This window comes from Armatimonadota bacterium, assembly GCA_020354555.1.
Lineage (GTDB): Bacteria > Armatimonadota > Hebobacteria.
The window spans coordinates 4,745,652-4,760,601 of sequence record CP070648.1; the positions used below are offsets into that span (position 1 = coordinate 4,745,652).

A 14,950-nucleotide genomic window follows, 5' to 3' on the forward strand; every position below is an offset into this window, starting at 1 on the left:
GCCGAAAAGTGATGGCGAGCAATCGTGGTTCGAAAGCCCGCGTGTGATGAGCCGCCCGCGAAACTTCCAGCTCTTGATAAAGCCCGTGTCCGCGGACTGCAACCTAGGGTGCCGGTACTGTTTCTACCGGCGCGTCGCCGGCATGTACCCGGACAGCGGCGCGCATCGCATGCCTGCCGAAGTGTTGGAACGCATGATCGGCCACTACCTCGGGGCCACGCGCTATTCGCCGGCGGTGTTCGCGTGGCAGGGCGGAGAGCCGCTGCTCGCGGGGCTGGACTTCTACGTTGACGCATTCGGCCTCATGACGCGCCATGGGCGCGGCGGCCAGGATGTCTCGAATGCGGTACAGACCAACGGCGTGTTGATTGACCGGGAATGGGCGCGGTTGTTCGCCGCGTACAGCGTGCTCGTCGGGGTCAGCCTCGATGGGCCGCGCGAGATCCACGACCACTATCGGACGGGCCCGGGCGGTGGCACCTTCGACGCGGTCATGGTGGGGATACGCCATCTGCGAGAGGCGCGGGCGGAATTCAACATACTCACCATGATCACACCGCACAGTGCGCCGCGCGGCGCGGAGATCTACCGCTTCCTGCGCGGCGAGGGGTTCAGGCATCTGCAGTTTATCCCATGTGTGGAAGCGGATCCGCGCACCGGCGAGCCGGCGGCGTACACGGTGTCACCCCTAGCGTTCGGCGACTTCATGTCAGCGGTATTCGATGCGTGGCGCACGGACGGCAGCGATGAAGTATCGGTGCGGTTGTTCGACGCCATGATGGAGCGCGAGGTGCGGGGCCGCAGCAGCCTGTGCGAGTTGGACGGCCCGTGCAGCGGATACGTCGTCGTCGAGCACAATGGCGACGTCTATCCCTGCGACTTCTTCGTCCGGCCGGAGTGGCGCATGGGTAACCTGATGCGCGATGACTTCGACGCGCTGTTCGCGAGCGCGCAGTGGCGGGATTTCGGCGCGCAGCGGGAGGCGAACGCCGGGGCATGCGTTGGATGCGAGTGGCTCGACCTGTGCCGGGGCGGCTGCAACAAGGATCGGCTGTTGGCCGGCGGAGTGGAGCATAGAACGTACCTGTGCGAGGGATACCGGCGGTTCTTCGCCCACGCGGGCGAGGAACTGCGCCGGCTGGCACGCGAACGCTGTCCGACCTGACTTCGGCCCTCCCGACGGCTCTCTGCTGCTGCGACGTGCAAGTCGTGCGCACGGCGGCAACGGCTGTTTGGCGTTGTGCGGGAAGGTCAACTCTGCTACAATAGCTGGCGTTGTTGAACGGCCGACCTGGCGCCAGGCGGCCCGGCGTCAATAATGAGAGTAACCGTCGCAGTCATCTTTGCAGCACTCGTCGTCGCAGTGGTTGGTGCGCCTATCGCCCGCGCGGACACGTTCGTCGCCGGCGGGTACTCCTTTCCCAGCCCCGCTCCGTTTCAAGTCATAACGGACAAAGACGAGATCTGCGCGCCCGCAGCCAGCGCCCTGCGGCGGCTGGGGGTGCAAGTATCCAGCAGTGACAAGCGCATCGAGTTGCGCGCGCCCAACGGCTCGTCAGTGCTCGCCACCTTCGGCAGCGACCGTGCGATGGTGGGCCAGGTGGAGCGCGTTTTGCCGGTCGCGCCATCCCTCCGCGGGGACAACGCCTTTCTGCCGGTGCGCGCTGTCGCGTGGCATCTCGGCATCGCGTATCGGTGGGATGAAGCGTCGCGCACCATCTTCCTGCACCCGCGCGTCACCGATATCACTTTCGCCCGCCTGCCCGACAAAGTGCGGGTCAGGATCAGCGGTACCGGCCAGTTATCATATTCGGTCGGCATGCTCCGCCAGCCGGCGCGCCTGTACGTGGACATCTCCAACGCCGACCTGTTCGCCGCCGAGCAGCAGATTGCGGTCAGCGAAGGCGATCTGATTGGCGTGCGCGCGAGCCAGCACTCGCTCAACCCGGACCTGGTGCGCGTGGTGCTGGATGTCAAGCGCGAGGATGTGCAGTACATTGACAGCGCGGCCGACGGAGGGCGCTCGATCATCTTGGACCTTCCGGCGCCGCTGATCCCGCCGAGCGGGGCGGGGGGCGTGATCCTGGTGCGCTCGGTGCGGCTGGAGCGCCGCTACGATTCGGTGTGCGCGCTGGTGGTCGAGGCGGACGGAGCCCCGGTGGCGAGCCTGAGCACGCGGCGCAATCCGCCGCAGGTAATCGTCGAGCTGTCAAACGTGCGCCTCTCCGCCGAGGAAGTCGAGGGCACGCACTCCGCGGTCGAATCCGCGACGGCGGAGCAGACCGGCGAGAGCGAGGCGCGGGTAGTGCTCAATCTCAAGGAGCCGCTACCGGCGGCGCTGGTGCGACGGCCGACGGGCGTGTGCGTGCTGACGGGCAAGGTGCCGCTGACTGACGTGACGGTGGTTCTGGACGCCGGGCACGGCGGGCGCCAACCCGGTGCGATCGGTCCCAGCGGACTGGAGGAGAAGGCGGTCAATCTGGCCGTCGCGCTGGCGGCGGAGAAAGCTCTCAAGGAACTCGGCGCGCAGGTCATTCTGACGCGCAGGGATGATTCCAGCCTGGTGCCGGTGGCATCCCGCGAAGACCTGCGTCGGGAACTCGCGATGCGCGCCGAGGTCGCCAATACCCGCCGGGCTGATGTCTTCGTCTCGCTTCACTGCAACGCATGTCCCAAGGGCGTCCGGCGCGTCGGCACGGAGACGTATTATTGCACGGCGCGCAGTCTCGGGTTGGCGAAGGTGATGCAGCAGGAACTGGTGCGGGAACTCAAGCTCAACGACGGCGGCACGCGCTCGGCGAACTTCGTGGTCATTCGGGAGGCCAAGATGCCCGCGGTGCTGCTGGAGATGGCGTACCTCAATGACCGCCACGAGGAGGCCCTGCTGGGCAGCCCGGCGTTCCGCGAGCGTGCGGCAAGAGCCGTTGCCAGCGGCCTGCGGCGCTTTGCCGATGAGGGCGGACTGCTCGAATACTACGCCGAGCTGGAGTCGGCCAAATGGGCGCAGGCCTTCGTCGAGCGAGACCGGTCAGAGCCGGGAGAAGTGGCAAGCGAGATCAGTGAGGACAAGCCCGGCGTCGGCGGGGCGGCGAACGATCTCCAGCCCGAGGGCGATGACGCCGTGACGCCCGCGGGCCCTGCGGGCTTGCCGCTGCAGAAAGCACCGCGATGATCGGAGTTTTCGATTCCGGCCTCGGCGGACTCACCGTCGTGCGGCGCATCTTCGAGGTCCTGCCCGATTACCGCGTCACGTATTTCGGTGACACGGCGCGGGTGCCATACGGCGGCAAGTCGGCGGAGACCGTCACTCGCTACGCTCTCGAGGACGCCGATCTCCTGCTCGGGCAGGGCGCGAAGCTGATCGTGGTCGCGTGCAACACGGCGTCGGCGGTCGCGCTCGATGCCCTGCGGGAGCGGTTCGAGGCCCCGGTCGTCGGTGTCATCGAGCCGGCGGTGCGCGCGGCGGTCGCGGCGAGCGAGAGCGGACGCATCGGCGTCATCGGTACGCGAGCCACCATCGCCAGCGGCATCTACGAGCGCATGGTCACGGAAATGCGTTCGGACGCCGTCGTCATCGCCGAGCCGGCGCCTCTGCTCGTGCCGCTGGTGGAGGAAGACTGGCTTGATCAGCTCGAGACGCCGTCCATCCTTCGCACATACCTCACCCCACTGCTCGAGCGGCGGGTGGACACGATCATCCTCGCCTGCACTCACTACCCCATCTTGCGCGACATGATCGCGCGCCTGGTCGGTGATGGCGTGACGCTGGTTGATCCCGCCCAGGAGACGGCGGCGGAGACCGCGGCGTTGATCGCCCGCGACGAGGCGCTGCGCGAGTTGCTCGAGCGCTCGCAGGATCACCTGTTTCTCGTCTCCGACATCACCCCCCACTTCGCGGCGGTCAGTGAGAGGTTCCTCGGGCGCAGCATCGAAGGGCATATCCGCAAGATCGAGCTGCCGTAGCGACGACCCTGCAACCGCGGAGAGAACAGAGCGGACGCCGCAGAGCGAGGGCGGGGCTCATCCCCGCTCGGCGCGCTTCTAGGGCAGGAGCTTCAGTCGCCTCCGGAGACTCGCCTCCTGCCCTGGCGGCCGTGAGACGGCGTGTTGTCACCGCGGGTCGGCGTGCGAGCCGTATGCGATGAGTGCAGCGCGCTGACGACGTTTGCCCCAATGGGAAGAAGGAGTCGCTGATGCCACGAGTTGACGGGCGCGCGGCCAATGCGCTGCGCCCGGTAAGTATAACGCGCGAGTATCTGAAGTACGCTGAGGGCTCGTGTCTCATCGAGATGGGCGACACGAAGGTCGTGTGCGCAGCGAGCGTGGACGAAGGGGTGCCGCCGTTTCTCAAGGGCTCGAGTTCGGGCTGGGTGACGGGCGAGTACGGCATGCTGCCGCGCGCGGGCAGCGAGCGTTCGCCGCGGGAGGCGGCCCGGGGCCGCCAGGTTGGGCGGACGTATGAGATACAGCGGCTGATCGGCCGTTCGCTGCGGGCCGTGACCGAGTTGCGGTCGCTCGGCGAGCGCACGATCATCGTGGACTGCGACGTCATTCAGGCCGACGGCGGCACGCGGACGGCGTCGATCACCGGCGCGTACGTCGCGCTCGTGGACGCCCTGCGCAGTCTTCAGCAGCGCAAGGTCGTGCGCAACCTGCCGCTGATTGACGCGGTAGCGGCGGTGAGCGTCGGCATCGTCCAGGGCGAGATGCTCCTCGACCTGAATTACGATGAGGACTCGAGGGCCTCGGTGGACATGAACGTCGTCGCGACCGGGGCGCTGCGGCTGGTTGAAGTGCAGGGAACAGCCGAGGGCACGCCGTTCACGCGTGAGCAGATGGATCAGCTGCTCGACCTCGCGCAAGCGGGGATCAAGCAACTTCTCGACGCGCAGAAGGCGGTGTTGGGGTAGAAGCGACGGTGCGCCATCGCTCGTAACGCACGGCTCGGGCGTGTCGGGGCGGTCTCTTGCAGGCCATTGCATGATTGCTTCGACGGGACCGAGATTCTTCGCTTCGCGCCTCGCGTACGCTCGGCGCTGTGCTCTGAATGACGTTCTGCGGGTTGGCGCAACGCGAGGCAGTGAATTACGCAGCAGTGTTCAGGGGGCCGTCCCTACGGTTGCTTTCCGGCCATGCCTCAGATCGGCCCGATAGTCCTGGCAACGCGCAACGCGCACAAGCTGCGGGAGGTGCGACAGATCCTTGCAGCGGGCGGGTGGAGTGTTGATCTACGCGGGCTCGATGAATTTCCCGACGCACCCGACACCCCCGAGACCGGCACCACGTTCGCCGAGAACGCTGTTGCGAAGGCCCAAGCGGCAGCGTTCGCGACCGGGTTGATCGCGTTGGCCGATGACTCCGGCCTGGAGGTAGATGCGCTGGGCGGGCGACCGGGGATTGAATCCAATCGTTTTGCCGGGCCGGACGCGGATGACGCCGCGCGAATCGCGAAACTGCTGGGGCTGATGCAGGACGTGCCTGACGCGCAACGGGCGGCGCGATTCCGGTGCGCGGCAGCCGTTGCGACCCCGGGGGGAGAGGTGACGGTGGTCGAGGGTGTGTGCGAGGGCGCGATTAGTGATTCGCCGCGAGGCGATAGCGGCTTCGGCTACGATCCCGTGTTCGTACCGCTCGGCCACAACCGCACGTTTGCGGAGATGAGCGCGGAGGAGAAGAACCGGCTCAGCCACCGCGGGCGGGCGTTCCGCGCCGCGGCGACAATGCTCACGCAAATGGCGCAAGGCACCGGCGATCCCGCGCAGGCTGCATCGCCGTGACAGCCTCCTGACAACCCGTGCCGGGACTACGATGACAACCGTCGCTGAGCAGCACGAGGCAGAGATGTGAGTATATCGCGCCGAGACTTCCTGAGGTACTGCGGGGTATCCGCGGCTGCACTCGCAGCACACATGCCGACTTCGGCCGACGCAGGACCGGATCCGATCGGAGGGCAAACCATGACGGGAAGAGACCTGAGAGCGCTCCTGAAGAAAGAGGCGGCGCGCAAGCTGGCATGGGAGATGGACTGGGAGAAGACGTGCGACCAGTTCCTCGCGGGTGACCCGGAGGCCGAGGTCAAAGGCGTCGGCGTCGCCTGGCACAGCACGTCGGATGTCCTCAGGCAAGCCGCCGCGCGCGGGGCCAACATGCTCGTGACGCACGAGCCCCTCTATGCCTCCGCGGCTGATCCCTCAAAGGGCTTGAACGAAGACCATCCCTGGGTTGCCAAGCACCGGTGGCTGGCGGAGACGGGCATGGTCGTGTACCGCTGCCACGACTTCTGGGACGACTATCCCGAGATCGGCATTCATGGGGCATGGGCCAAGTGGCTCGGCTTCGAAGGCACGCCGGTCGCGGCCCAGCGCTTCTACGAGGTGCACGAGACGGGTGGCCTCAAGTTGAAGGCGCTGGCCTCGCGCGTCCTGGAGAAGACCAAAGAGTTGGGACAGACCACGCTGGGGATGATCGGCGACCCTGACCGCGCGACGCACCGCGTGGCGCTGGGCACGGGCGCAATCACCAACTACACCGTGATGGCCGGGATGGGCGCCGATGTGCTGCTGCTGACCGACGACGGGACTCGTCTCTGGGAATCGGCGCAGTGGGCGGAGGACGCCGGTGTGAGCGTGCTTGTGGTGAATCACGCCACGGCGGAGGAACCTGGAATGCGGACTCTGGCGGGGTACCTGGGCGGCCTCGTCAAGCCGGTGCCCGTCTTCCACCTGCCCGTCGGCTGTCTCTACCAGGGCATCTGCTCGTAGGCCAGGCCGCGGGGGCTGCCGGTGCAGACTGCCTCGCCGCGGTGCCTGGCGAGCCCCGGCTCAGTGCCGCAGGTTCTTGCGTCGTTACCCTTGCCCCAACGCCACGGGGCACAGCCGGGCGATTTCGGCAGCATCGGCGAGGCCGATGTTGGCGCACACTGCAATGTCGAACGCGCCGCCCAGGCCGAGCCGGATGTCGCCTGCCTCGCGATCATCCTGCGCGTACGCGGCAATGAGGCCAAATCCGCTCTCGGCCAGCAGACCCGTGAACTCCGCGCTTTTGTAATGCCGGACGTGGTGCGCGTGGTTGCTCGGGTCGAAAGGCAGTACGTCTTCATTCGGAGTCGAAACCATGAGCGTGCCGCCCGGGACGAGCAACTGCCCGAGTTTCGCCAGAAAGGCGCGGTCCTCCGCGACGTGTTCGAGTGCCTCGAAACTGACGATAACGTCGAAGCGCTGTCCGCCGAGGTCGAGCTTCAGCAGATCCGCGCACATCAGAGTGACCCCGGGATGAGGGTAATGCCGCAGCCCGTACGCTACGGCATCGAGCGAGATGTCCACCCCGACGACGTGGGTCGGTTGCGCCATCTCCGCCATCATCCACGAGCCGTAGCCTATCCCGCAGGCGGCGTCGAGCACCCACGCACCCTCGGATATGAAGCTTGCCGCAAGCCGGTAGCGCTCGCGGTGGTCGCGCCGGATCCCGTCAAGGGTCGGGCTGACCTCGCGCTCATCCTCGATAGCCATGATTCCTCTCCGAACAGGCCTCGTCCGGGAGAGTCCGCAGGCAGTACCGGTGCTACGGGAATACCCGAGACTCTATACTAGGGTCTTCGGAACCGGCGGGGAATAACTTGAGGGGTGGATGCGCTGCGCGGCGCCGTCTCGGAAGCTGTGCCGCGCCGGATGCGCGACCACTTCCTGTGGCAAATCGAGCATGTTCTTCCTCCTGCCATATGCGACGGAGAGGCCCCGGCGGCGTACGCCGTTCGCGACGTACGGGCTGCTCGTCGCCAACTGCGTCGTGTTCCTGTTCTACCAGTTGCCGTACTGGGCGGACGGGCACCACGGGGCGGGGCCGTTCGGGTTCGTGCCTTCCGCCCCGGAGACGCGGGCGTTGGTGGTCTCGATGTTCTCGCACGGCGGGCTGGGGCACCTGTTCTGGAACATGTTGTTCCTGTGGCTGTTCGGCTCGATCGTCGAGGACGTGTTGGGGCCGGTGATGTTCCTCGGCTTCTACTTGGGCGGGCAGATGGGCGCGACGCTGCTGGACGTGAGCATCGCCAAGGCGTTCGCCCCGGCTTCGCTTATCGTCCCGCGCGTGGGGGCGTCGGGGGCAATCGCCGGCATCCTCGGTCTCTCGGCGGTGTGTTTCTCCGGCGTACGCATCAAGGTCGCGTACTTCTTCGGCATCATTTTTCTGTGGCGCGTCGGCGTGTGGCGTATTCCGGCATGGTTCTTCCTGGGGCTGTGGATTGCGGTGCAGTTCGTGGGCGGGTTCTTCTCGACGTCGTTGAGCGCGGCCACCGGCCAGGCGGTCGGGGGGGTCGCGTACTGGGCGCACATCGGCGGGGTCGCGGCGGGCATGGTCGGCGCCGTCTTGCTCGCACTGCCCGGCAAGATCCGCAGGCACGACCTGCTGCAGCGCACGCCGGTCGGTGAAGACGGCGGCTCGCGGCGCTACGCCGACCTGCACGATCTGGTTCGCCGCGCGCCCGAGGATGCCGAGGCGTGGCTCGCCCTCGCCCACAGCAAGGAATCGTACGGCGCGACCACGGAAGCCGCCGAGGCCTATGCGCGGGCGGCCACGCTGTTCCTGGAACACCGCGAGCCGGAGCGGGCAGCCCGCGCTTACAAAGCCGTGCTTGCCTACGATCCAACGTTCGTGTTGTCCGCCCCGGCGCAGTTCGATATCGCCCTCGGGTTCGCGCGCAGCGGGGATTACAGGGACGCACTCACGGCGCTCGACAAGCTGCTGCAAGCCTACCCGTCGAGCCAGGAGGCGGAGGTCGCGTTCCTGCGCGCGGGGGAATTGGCCGAGCGCATCGGCGAGCCAGATGCGGCGCTCGAGTACTTTCAGGAACTGACCAGACGGTATCCGCACAGCGTGTGGGCGGACCACGCGCGGCACCGGATTCGCGCCCTGCGGGGGTGACTCACGCCGCTGATGCCCGGCAGTACCGGCGGATCGGCGTCGCGCCACGCGGCCTGACGGCGTCTCTCCGAACGGTGCTCACAGCAACGGGTGCTCGTGCATCGCCCGCAGGCGGCGCCAGCGGCGTTCGACCTCGGCCTCGAACCTCTCCAGCGTCTCCTTGTGCTCGGGCTGCACGAGGTGGCGGGTCTTGCCCATCATGCCGAGCCATTCGGAAGCCGGGATGCGCTTGTCGTCCGCTTCGGGATCATAGTTGATCTTCGTACTGCCTCGCTCGATCTCATAGACCGGGAAGAAGCAGCAGTCCACCGCCGCGTGAATGACCTTAGTGCCCAACCGCTCCGGGTAGCGCCAACTCAACGGGCACGCGCTGAGGAACTTGCCGTACACGAAGCCCTCGTTCCTCGCGTACCATTGCGCCTTTGCGCCCTTCTCGGTCAGATCGCGGCCGAGGCCTTCGACGCTGGTAAAGACATACGGCACGTGGCAGCCCGCCATGATCTGCGCGGTGTCCTTGTGCTGGAACCCCTTGCCGACCTCGTATGGGCCGACGCGGCTGGTGGATGTGGCATGGCCGAGGGGCGTCGCGTAGCTCAACTGGTTGCCGGTGTTCATATATCCCTCGTTGTCGTACTCCAAGATGATGAGCGGGTGGCCGCGCAGGGCAGTGCCGATGGTCGGCCCCATGCCGATGTCCATGCCGCCGTCGCCGCTGACCATGACAAATGTGATATCGAGGTCTTCCGGCAGTTCGCCTCGGCGCTTGCGTTCGCGGAACATCTCGACGACGCCGGACAGCGTCGCGGCGCCGTTCTGGAACAGGTTGTGGATGTAGGTCACGCGGTGGGCGCTGAACGGGTAGCCGGTGGTGACGACCATCGCGCAGCCGGTCTGGAAGAGCACGACGATATGACCGGTGATGCCCTTGAAGAACTGGTTGAGGCTGGGGAAGATGCCGCAGCCGGGGCAGGCGCCGTGGCCGGGGGCGATGCGCTTGGGCATTTCGGTGAGCTGGCGCCAGGTGCCGACGGAGGACTTAACCTCTCCGCTCTCCTCATCGCGGCGCACCTTGATGTTGGGCAGCTTCGTGCCCTCGATGTCAATCGGCCCGCGCTGGCGCATCTCGTAGCCGGCTTTGCCGGGCGTCGCGCCGTGGTAGTCGAAGGCCCTTCCGAGACCCCCGGATTGCGCGGCCTCCAGCGCCTCGCGCAGCATGTGCTCGGCGTCGTCCATGTAGAAGTCCTTGCCGCCCATGCCGTACACGCGCGCGAGACACGTGGCCCGGTTGCCGGGATCGTCCTTCAGCGCCGCCTTCACCTCAAGCGCCAGGTTGCCGCCGCCGGCGCCGAACGAGTCCGCGCGGTCCGCAATGAGCACCGACTTCACGCCGCGCAGAGCGTCGCGGATCTCCTGCCCCGGGAACGGGCGGAACACGTTCAGGCTGACCACGCCGACCTTCGTGCCCGCCTCGCGGAGTCTGTCCGCCGCGTCCTTTGCGGTCTCCGCGGCGGAGTTGAGGATGACGAGCACTGCTTCGGCGTCGTCGGCGCGGTACACATCAACGACGGGGTAATGCCTGCCGCTCAGGTCACCGTATTCCGCGAACACACCTGGCAGCGCCGCCCGCGCCGCTTCCATCGCCAGGTGGAGCTGATACTTGTTGTTGATCAGGTCGGGATCGTTCATGTACGGCCCGATGGTCACCGGGCGCTCGGGGTCAAGGGCGGTGATCGGAGTCTGCGGCTCGCCAAGCCAGTCGCGCACGACCTGCGGATTCTCGAAGTGCCGGACGCGGCGCTTCTGGTGGCTGGTGAAGAAGCCGTCGTAGGCGACCATTACCGGCAAGCGCACGTCGGGCAGTTCGCCGAGCTTGGCGGCGATGATGTTCATGTCATACACCGCCTGCGGCTCGCGGGCGAGCAGCATGATCCAGCCGGCGTTGATGGCCATCATGATATCGGAGTGATCGCCCAGGATGTCGAGCGGCCCGCTCACCGCACGCGTGACGATGTTGAGCACCATGGGGTAGCGCGTGCCCGACTGCACGGGCAACTGCTCCATGGAGTAGATGAGGCCTTGCGACGATGTCACATTGAGCACGCGACCACCGCCGACCGCCGCGCCGTAGCATATGCCGGCAGCGCCGTGCTCGCCGTCGGCCGGGATCATCTTGATCTGGTGCTCGCCGTTGGCGAACATCTCATCGAGGTACTCGGCGACCTCGGTCGAGGGCGTGATGGGGTAATAGCCCATGACGTGGAAGTTGATGTGCTTGGCCGCAAGCGCCGCCATCTCGTTGCCGGTGCACAGGTCAATGATCTGGGACGCGGTTTCGGCGGCATCGCGTTTGCGGTCGGTTGTGACGGACATCGTTCTCGCTCCTTGTCCGGTTCCCCGCTTCAGGGGACAGTCACCTATTTCGTTGACAGGGCGCCCAGCTGTCCGGGCGAATCACCTTTCTCGCAACGTGTCTGCGGCGAGAGTAGCCGCAGGATCGCGAAATGGGTGACAGTCCCTGCCGCTATCCAATCCGGCGGTACGCCGTGTCCTCGTCCGGTTCGGTGGGGATGCCGACTTTCTCGCGCACGACCGAAGCGAGGTGCTCGGGCGGGCCGACGAGCTCCACCTCGCTGGTACACACGAGTTCGGGCAGGTCATCCATTTGCGTCAGCGCCTCGACCGGGCAGATCTCGACGCAGCGCATGCACCCCTTGCAGTAGCGATAGTCCGGCCCCTTCATGACCATCGCGGGCTTGCCGCGTTTATCCTCGCCCTTGTGGAAGATGAACACGTTGTCGGGGCACGTCATCTCGCACCGGCCGCAGTCGATGCAGCGGTCGCGGTGGTACTGCGGGATGTATCCCTGGCGCGATGAACCGAGGTTCCGACGCACCGTATTGCCGCCGTTGGTGACGGCGCCGCCGATCGGCGCATTTTCGTAGCCGAGGTCGGGCGTGTATCGCTCGCGCGATGCCGGCTCGAAACCGCCGGTATCCTCGAACTCAACCAGCACCAGCTCGTCGTGGCCGCGGTCGAAGGTGCGAATGTTCGGCTCGACCATGGCCGGGTAGCGTGCCTGAAAGGTCTCGGCGATGGTGTCGCGCACGGCTTGGGGGTCTATGAAACCCGATGCCTTGGTGACCGCGCCGAGCATCGCCGTGTTGACGCGCGTCTTCTCTTCATTGGCGATGCGCAGCGCGTCCACCACGCCCATGTGGAGCACCGGCGCCTTGAGGAGCTGCCGCATCAGGACGGGATCGCGCGCGGTGTTGGCGATGATGACGGTGTCTTCTTTCACCCCGCGCAGGAGGCCGGGCAGCGCGAAGAGCCCGTCGTGGAACAGCGCCAGCAGGTGCGGCTCCTCGACCGGGCTGTTGGTGCGCAGCTCGCAGTCGGGCGCGCATACGCGAACGTACGCCTTGACCGGCGAGCCCTTCTTCTCGGCCCCGTACGAGGAGAAATTCGCGCCGTTGAACCCCTGACGCAGGACGAGCGCCTCCGCCAGCATCTGCCCCGCCAGGTTGGCGCCGAGCGCCCCGATGGACTCGAAGCGCATCTCGAAATAGCCGAATTCATTGGTGCGCGGAAGGCTTGCCGTTGAATCGCTCATGACTTCACTCCTTCGGCGCGGCGCTCACGCCCCGCAGGGATCTGTCGCGTTACGCCCGCCATCGGCAGAGCCGAGAATCCGTTGGCATGGGGCGCGTGAGTGCGAGCACCGCGTCTCTATCGAGTCCGGTAGCACCCGAACTGCGTCTCCCACGACCGCTTGTCTTCCGGGTCAGCGCCGGCTTCTCCTACGCGGCGATGGCGGGCAAAGACCACATCGGACGGTCAAGCCCTTCCGCGCCGAAAGGTGGGCGCGCTGAGCAGTGCGAAGATAGGATATGATCGGTGTAAACCTCGGCGGGTGCGAGTCGCTGCATCCTGCCGGGGGCATTATAGTAAACGAAGGCATTGAGGAGGAGGACATGAAGCGAGGTGTGCTGATCGCAGTTGTGGCGGTCGCAGTGCTGTGCACGGCAGCGCAGATCGCCCTCGCGGAGACGTGGGCGGAGAAGCTCGGCTGGAAGCCGGGCGACAGAGTGCTCATGATCCACGCCGACGACGTAGGGATGTGCCGCGAGACGGTGCTCGGCGCGACCGATGCGTACGAGAATGGCGTGGTCAGTTCCATGAGCATCATGATGCCGTGCTCGTGGGTGGGGCTGATCGCGGATTATCTGAAAGAGCACCCGGACACCGATGCGGGCCTGCATTTGCAGATGAACTCGGAATGGGACCACTACCGGTTCGGGCCGGTTGCGGGCAAGTCGGCGGTGCCGAGTCTAGTGGACGAGTGGGGCTGTCTGTGGGACAACGTGGATCAGGTGCGCAAGACCGCGACCACCGAGGACGTGGAGACGGAGATCCGTGCCCAGATCGCGCGCGCCCGGGCCTTTGGTATCGAGCCGACGCACATTGACACGCACATGGGCGCGCTCTTCTGCCGCCCCGACATTGCGATGGCATACATCAAGGTCGGCATTGAAGAGGGCCTGCCGGTGATGGCGATCGACCTGTCGAAGGAGCGCCTCGAGGAAGAGGCGCCGGGCATGGCCGACGCGTTCAAGCAGTTGATCCGGACCGTCTGGGACTCCGGTCTGCCGGTGATCGACAGCCTCGTTCCCGCGGAGTACGGCATGGCGCCTGAGAAGAAGAAGGACGATTACATCAGGCTGCTGCGCGAGCTGCCGCCGGGTGTGAACGAGATGATCGTCCACTGCGCCAAGGACAGCGCGAACTTCCGCGCCATCACCGACGCCGCCCCGCGGTGGATCGCGGACGGCGAGGTGATGCTCGATTCGGACCTCAAGAAGGTCATCGAGGAAGAGGGCATCATCCTGACGAGTTGGCGCGAGCTGAAGGCGCGGCGCGCGGCGCTGGGCGAGGCGGAGAAGTAGCCGCGAGCGGCGGCGAGCGGTAGGCTGAGGGCATCCTGTCCGGTCGGGGATTCGTGCTTTCTGCCGCCGGTCGCTCGCCGCGTTATCGCAGGCACGGCCGTGATGGCCTACTTCACAGTCGCACTCGTCGCGCTGGCCGCGCTGTCACTCGCGGCGGGGGCGGCGTCGAGCCAGACGTGGGCACAGAAGCTCGGGTGGGGGGCGAATGACCGCGTGCTCATCGTCCACGCGGACGACGTCGGCATGTGTCATTCAACCAACCTTGGCGCGACGGCTGCCTACGAATGCGGCATCGTCAGCTCGATGAGCGTCATGATGCCGTGCCCGCACGTCGGCGAGATCGCCGACTACCTCAGGGAGCATCCCGAGACCGACGCGGGGCTGCACCTCACCCTAACCTCGGAATGGCCGCGCTACCGCTGGGGGCCGGTGGCGGGCGCCGCCAACGTGCCCGGACTCACGGACGAGCGCGGCCGTTTGTGGCAGGACGGCGACCTCGTGCTGAGACACGCGCCCCCGGATGAGGTCGAGATCGAGATCCGCGCGCAACTCGATCGCGCGCTCGAGTGCGGGATCAGCCCGACGCACATGGACTCGCACATGGCCGTTCTCTTTCTGTCGCGGGAGTACTTCACGCGCTATGTCAAGGTCGCCGCCGAGCACGGCCTCCCCATCCTGGCCGTTGACATGGCGCCGGAGCGTTACCCCGATCACGCACCGTACCCGGCGCAGCACCTGAAGGCCGTCATGCGGACGGTGTGGAACGCGGGGCTGCCCGTCATTGATGATGTCAGAGCCGAAACGTACGGCTGGCCGGTCGAGGAGAGACGCGCCGAGTACATCAAGCTGCTGCGCGGCCTTGCGCCGGGGATCACGGAGGTCATCGTTCACTGCGCCGCCGACACGACTGAAATGCGCACCATCTCGGATGACGCGTCACGGTGGATCGCCGACGGACGGATCATGCTCGATCCGGGGCTGCGAAACATCATCGAGGACGAGGGGATCATCCTCACGACGTGGCGCGAACTGAAGGTCCGGCGCGACGCCGCAGCCAGCTAGAGATACGACGTTCTGCGATCACGCCCGCG

12 protein-coding genes are annotated in these 14,950 nt (G+C 66.5%); 9 read left to right on the forward strand and 3 right to left on the reverse strand.

Going from position 1 to position 14,950, the window contains the following annotated elements; translation table 11 throughout:
- Nucleotides 1-46 precede the first annotated feature (46 nt).
- From JSV65_19495 to JSV65_19520, 6 genes are all read left to right on the forward strand, one after another.
- Nucleotides 47-1,165, forward strand: a complete 1,119-nt coding sequence (locus JSV65_19495) for an anaerobic sulfatase maturase (protein ID UCH34673.1) — start codon at nt 47-49, stop codon at nt 1,163-1,165.
- A gap of 153 nt (nt 1,166-1,318) precedes the next feature.
- Nucleotides 1,319-3,172: an N-acetylmuramoyl-L-alanine amidase gene (locus JSV65_19500; protein ID UCH34674.1), complete on the forward strand. Its 1,854-nt coding sequence runs from the start codon at nt 1,319-1,321 to the stop codon at nt 3,170-3,172.
- Nucleotides 3,169-3,963: a glutamate racemase gene (locus JSV65_19505; protein ID UCH34675.1), complete on the forward strand. Its 795-nt coding sequence runs from the start codon at nt 3,169-3,171 to the stop codon at nt 3,961-3,963. Before JSV65_19500 ends, JSV65_19505 begins: the two co-directional genes overlap by 4 nt.
- A 230-nt stretch (nt 3,964-4,193) precedes the next feature.
- A complete protein-coding gene (gene rph, locus JSV65_19510) occupies nt 4,194-4,910 on the forward strand; it encodes a ribonuclease PH (protein UCH34676.1) in 717 nt (238 codons plus the stop codon).
- A gap of 222 nt (nt 4,911-5,132) precedes the next feature.
- Entirely contained in the window at nt 5,133-5,777 is a 645-nt protein-coding gene (locus JSV65_19515) for an XTP/dITP diphosphatase (protein ID UCH34677.1), read from the forward strand.
- Between the two features lie 66 nt (nt 5,778-5,843).
- A complete protein-coding gene (locus tag JSV65_19520; GenBank protein UCH34678.1) occupies nt 5,844-6,761 on the forward strand; it encodes a Nif3-like dinuclear metal center hexameric protein in 918 nt (305 codons plus the stop codon).
- Nucleotides 6,762-6,845: 84 nt separating this feature from the next.
- Here the strand turns inward: JSV65_19520 and JSV65_19525 are convergent, their stop codons facing one another.
- Entirely contained in the window at nt 6,846-7,508 is a 663-nt protein-coding gene (locus JSV65_19525) for a methyltransferase domain-containing protein (protein UCH34679.1), read from the reverse strand.
- Between the two features lie 190 nt (nt 7,509-7,698).
- Between JSV65_19525 and JSV65_19530 the strand changes: the two genes are divergently transcribed.
- Complete coding sequence (locus tag JSV65_19530) at nt 7,699-8,916, forward strand: rhomboid family intramembrane serine protease (GenBank protein UCH34680.1); 1,218 nt, start codon at nt 7,699-7,701, stop codon at nt 8,914-8,916.
- 78 nt (nt 8,917-8,994) lie between these two features.
- Here JSV65_19530 and JSV65_19535 read toward each other — a convergent pair whose 3' ends face one another.
- On the reverse strand, nt 8,995-11,286 hold the full coding sequence (locus JSV65_19535) for a pyruvate synthase (protein ID UCH34681.1): 2,292 nt from the start codon (nt 11,284-11,286) through the stop codon (nt 8,995-8,997).
- A gap of 151 nt (nt 11,287-11,437) precedes the next feature.
- Nucleotides 11,438-12,526, reverse strand: coding sequence for a 2-oxoacid:acceptor oxidoreductase family protein (locus tag JSV65_19540; GenBank protein ID UCH34682.1), 1,089 nt, complete (start codon nt 12,524-12,526; stop codon nt 11,438-11,440).
- Between the two features lie 277 nt (nt 12,527-12,803).
- Between JSV65_19540 and JSV65_19545 the strand changes: the two genes are divergently transcribed.
- The gene (locus JSV65_19545; protein ID UCH34683.1) at nt 12,804-13,859 is read left to right on the forward strand and encodes a polysaccharide deacetylase family protein; all 1,056 of its coding nucleotides are present in this window, start codon (nt 12,804-12,806) and stop codon (nt 13,857-13,859) included.
- Nucleotides 13,860-13,961: 102 nt separating this feature from the next.
- On the forward strand, nt 13,962-14,921 hold the full coding sequence (locus JSV65_19550) for a polysaccharide deacetylase family protein (protein UCH34684.1): 960 nt from the start codon (nt 13,962-13,964) through the stop codon (nt 14,919-14,921).
- Nucleotides 14,922-14,950: the final 29 nt, after the last annotated feature.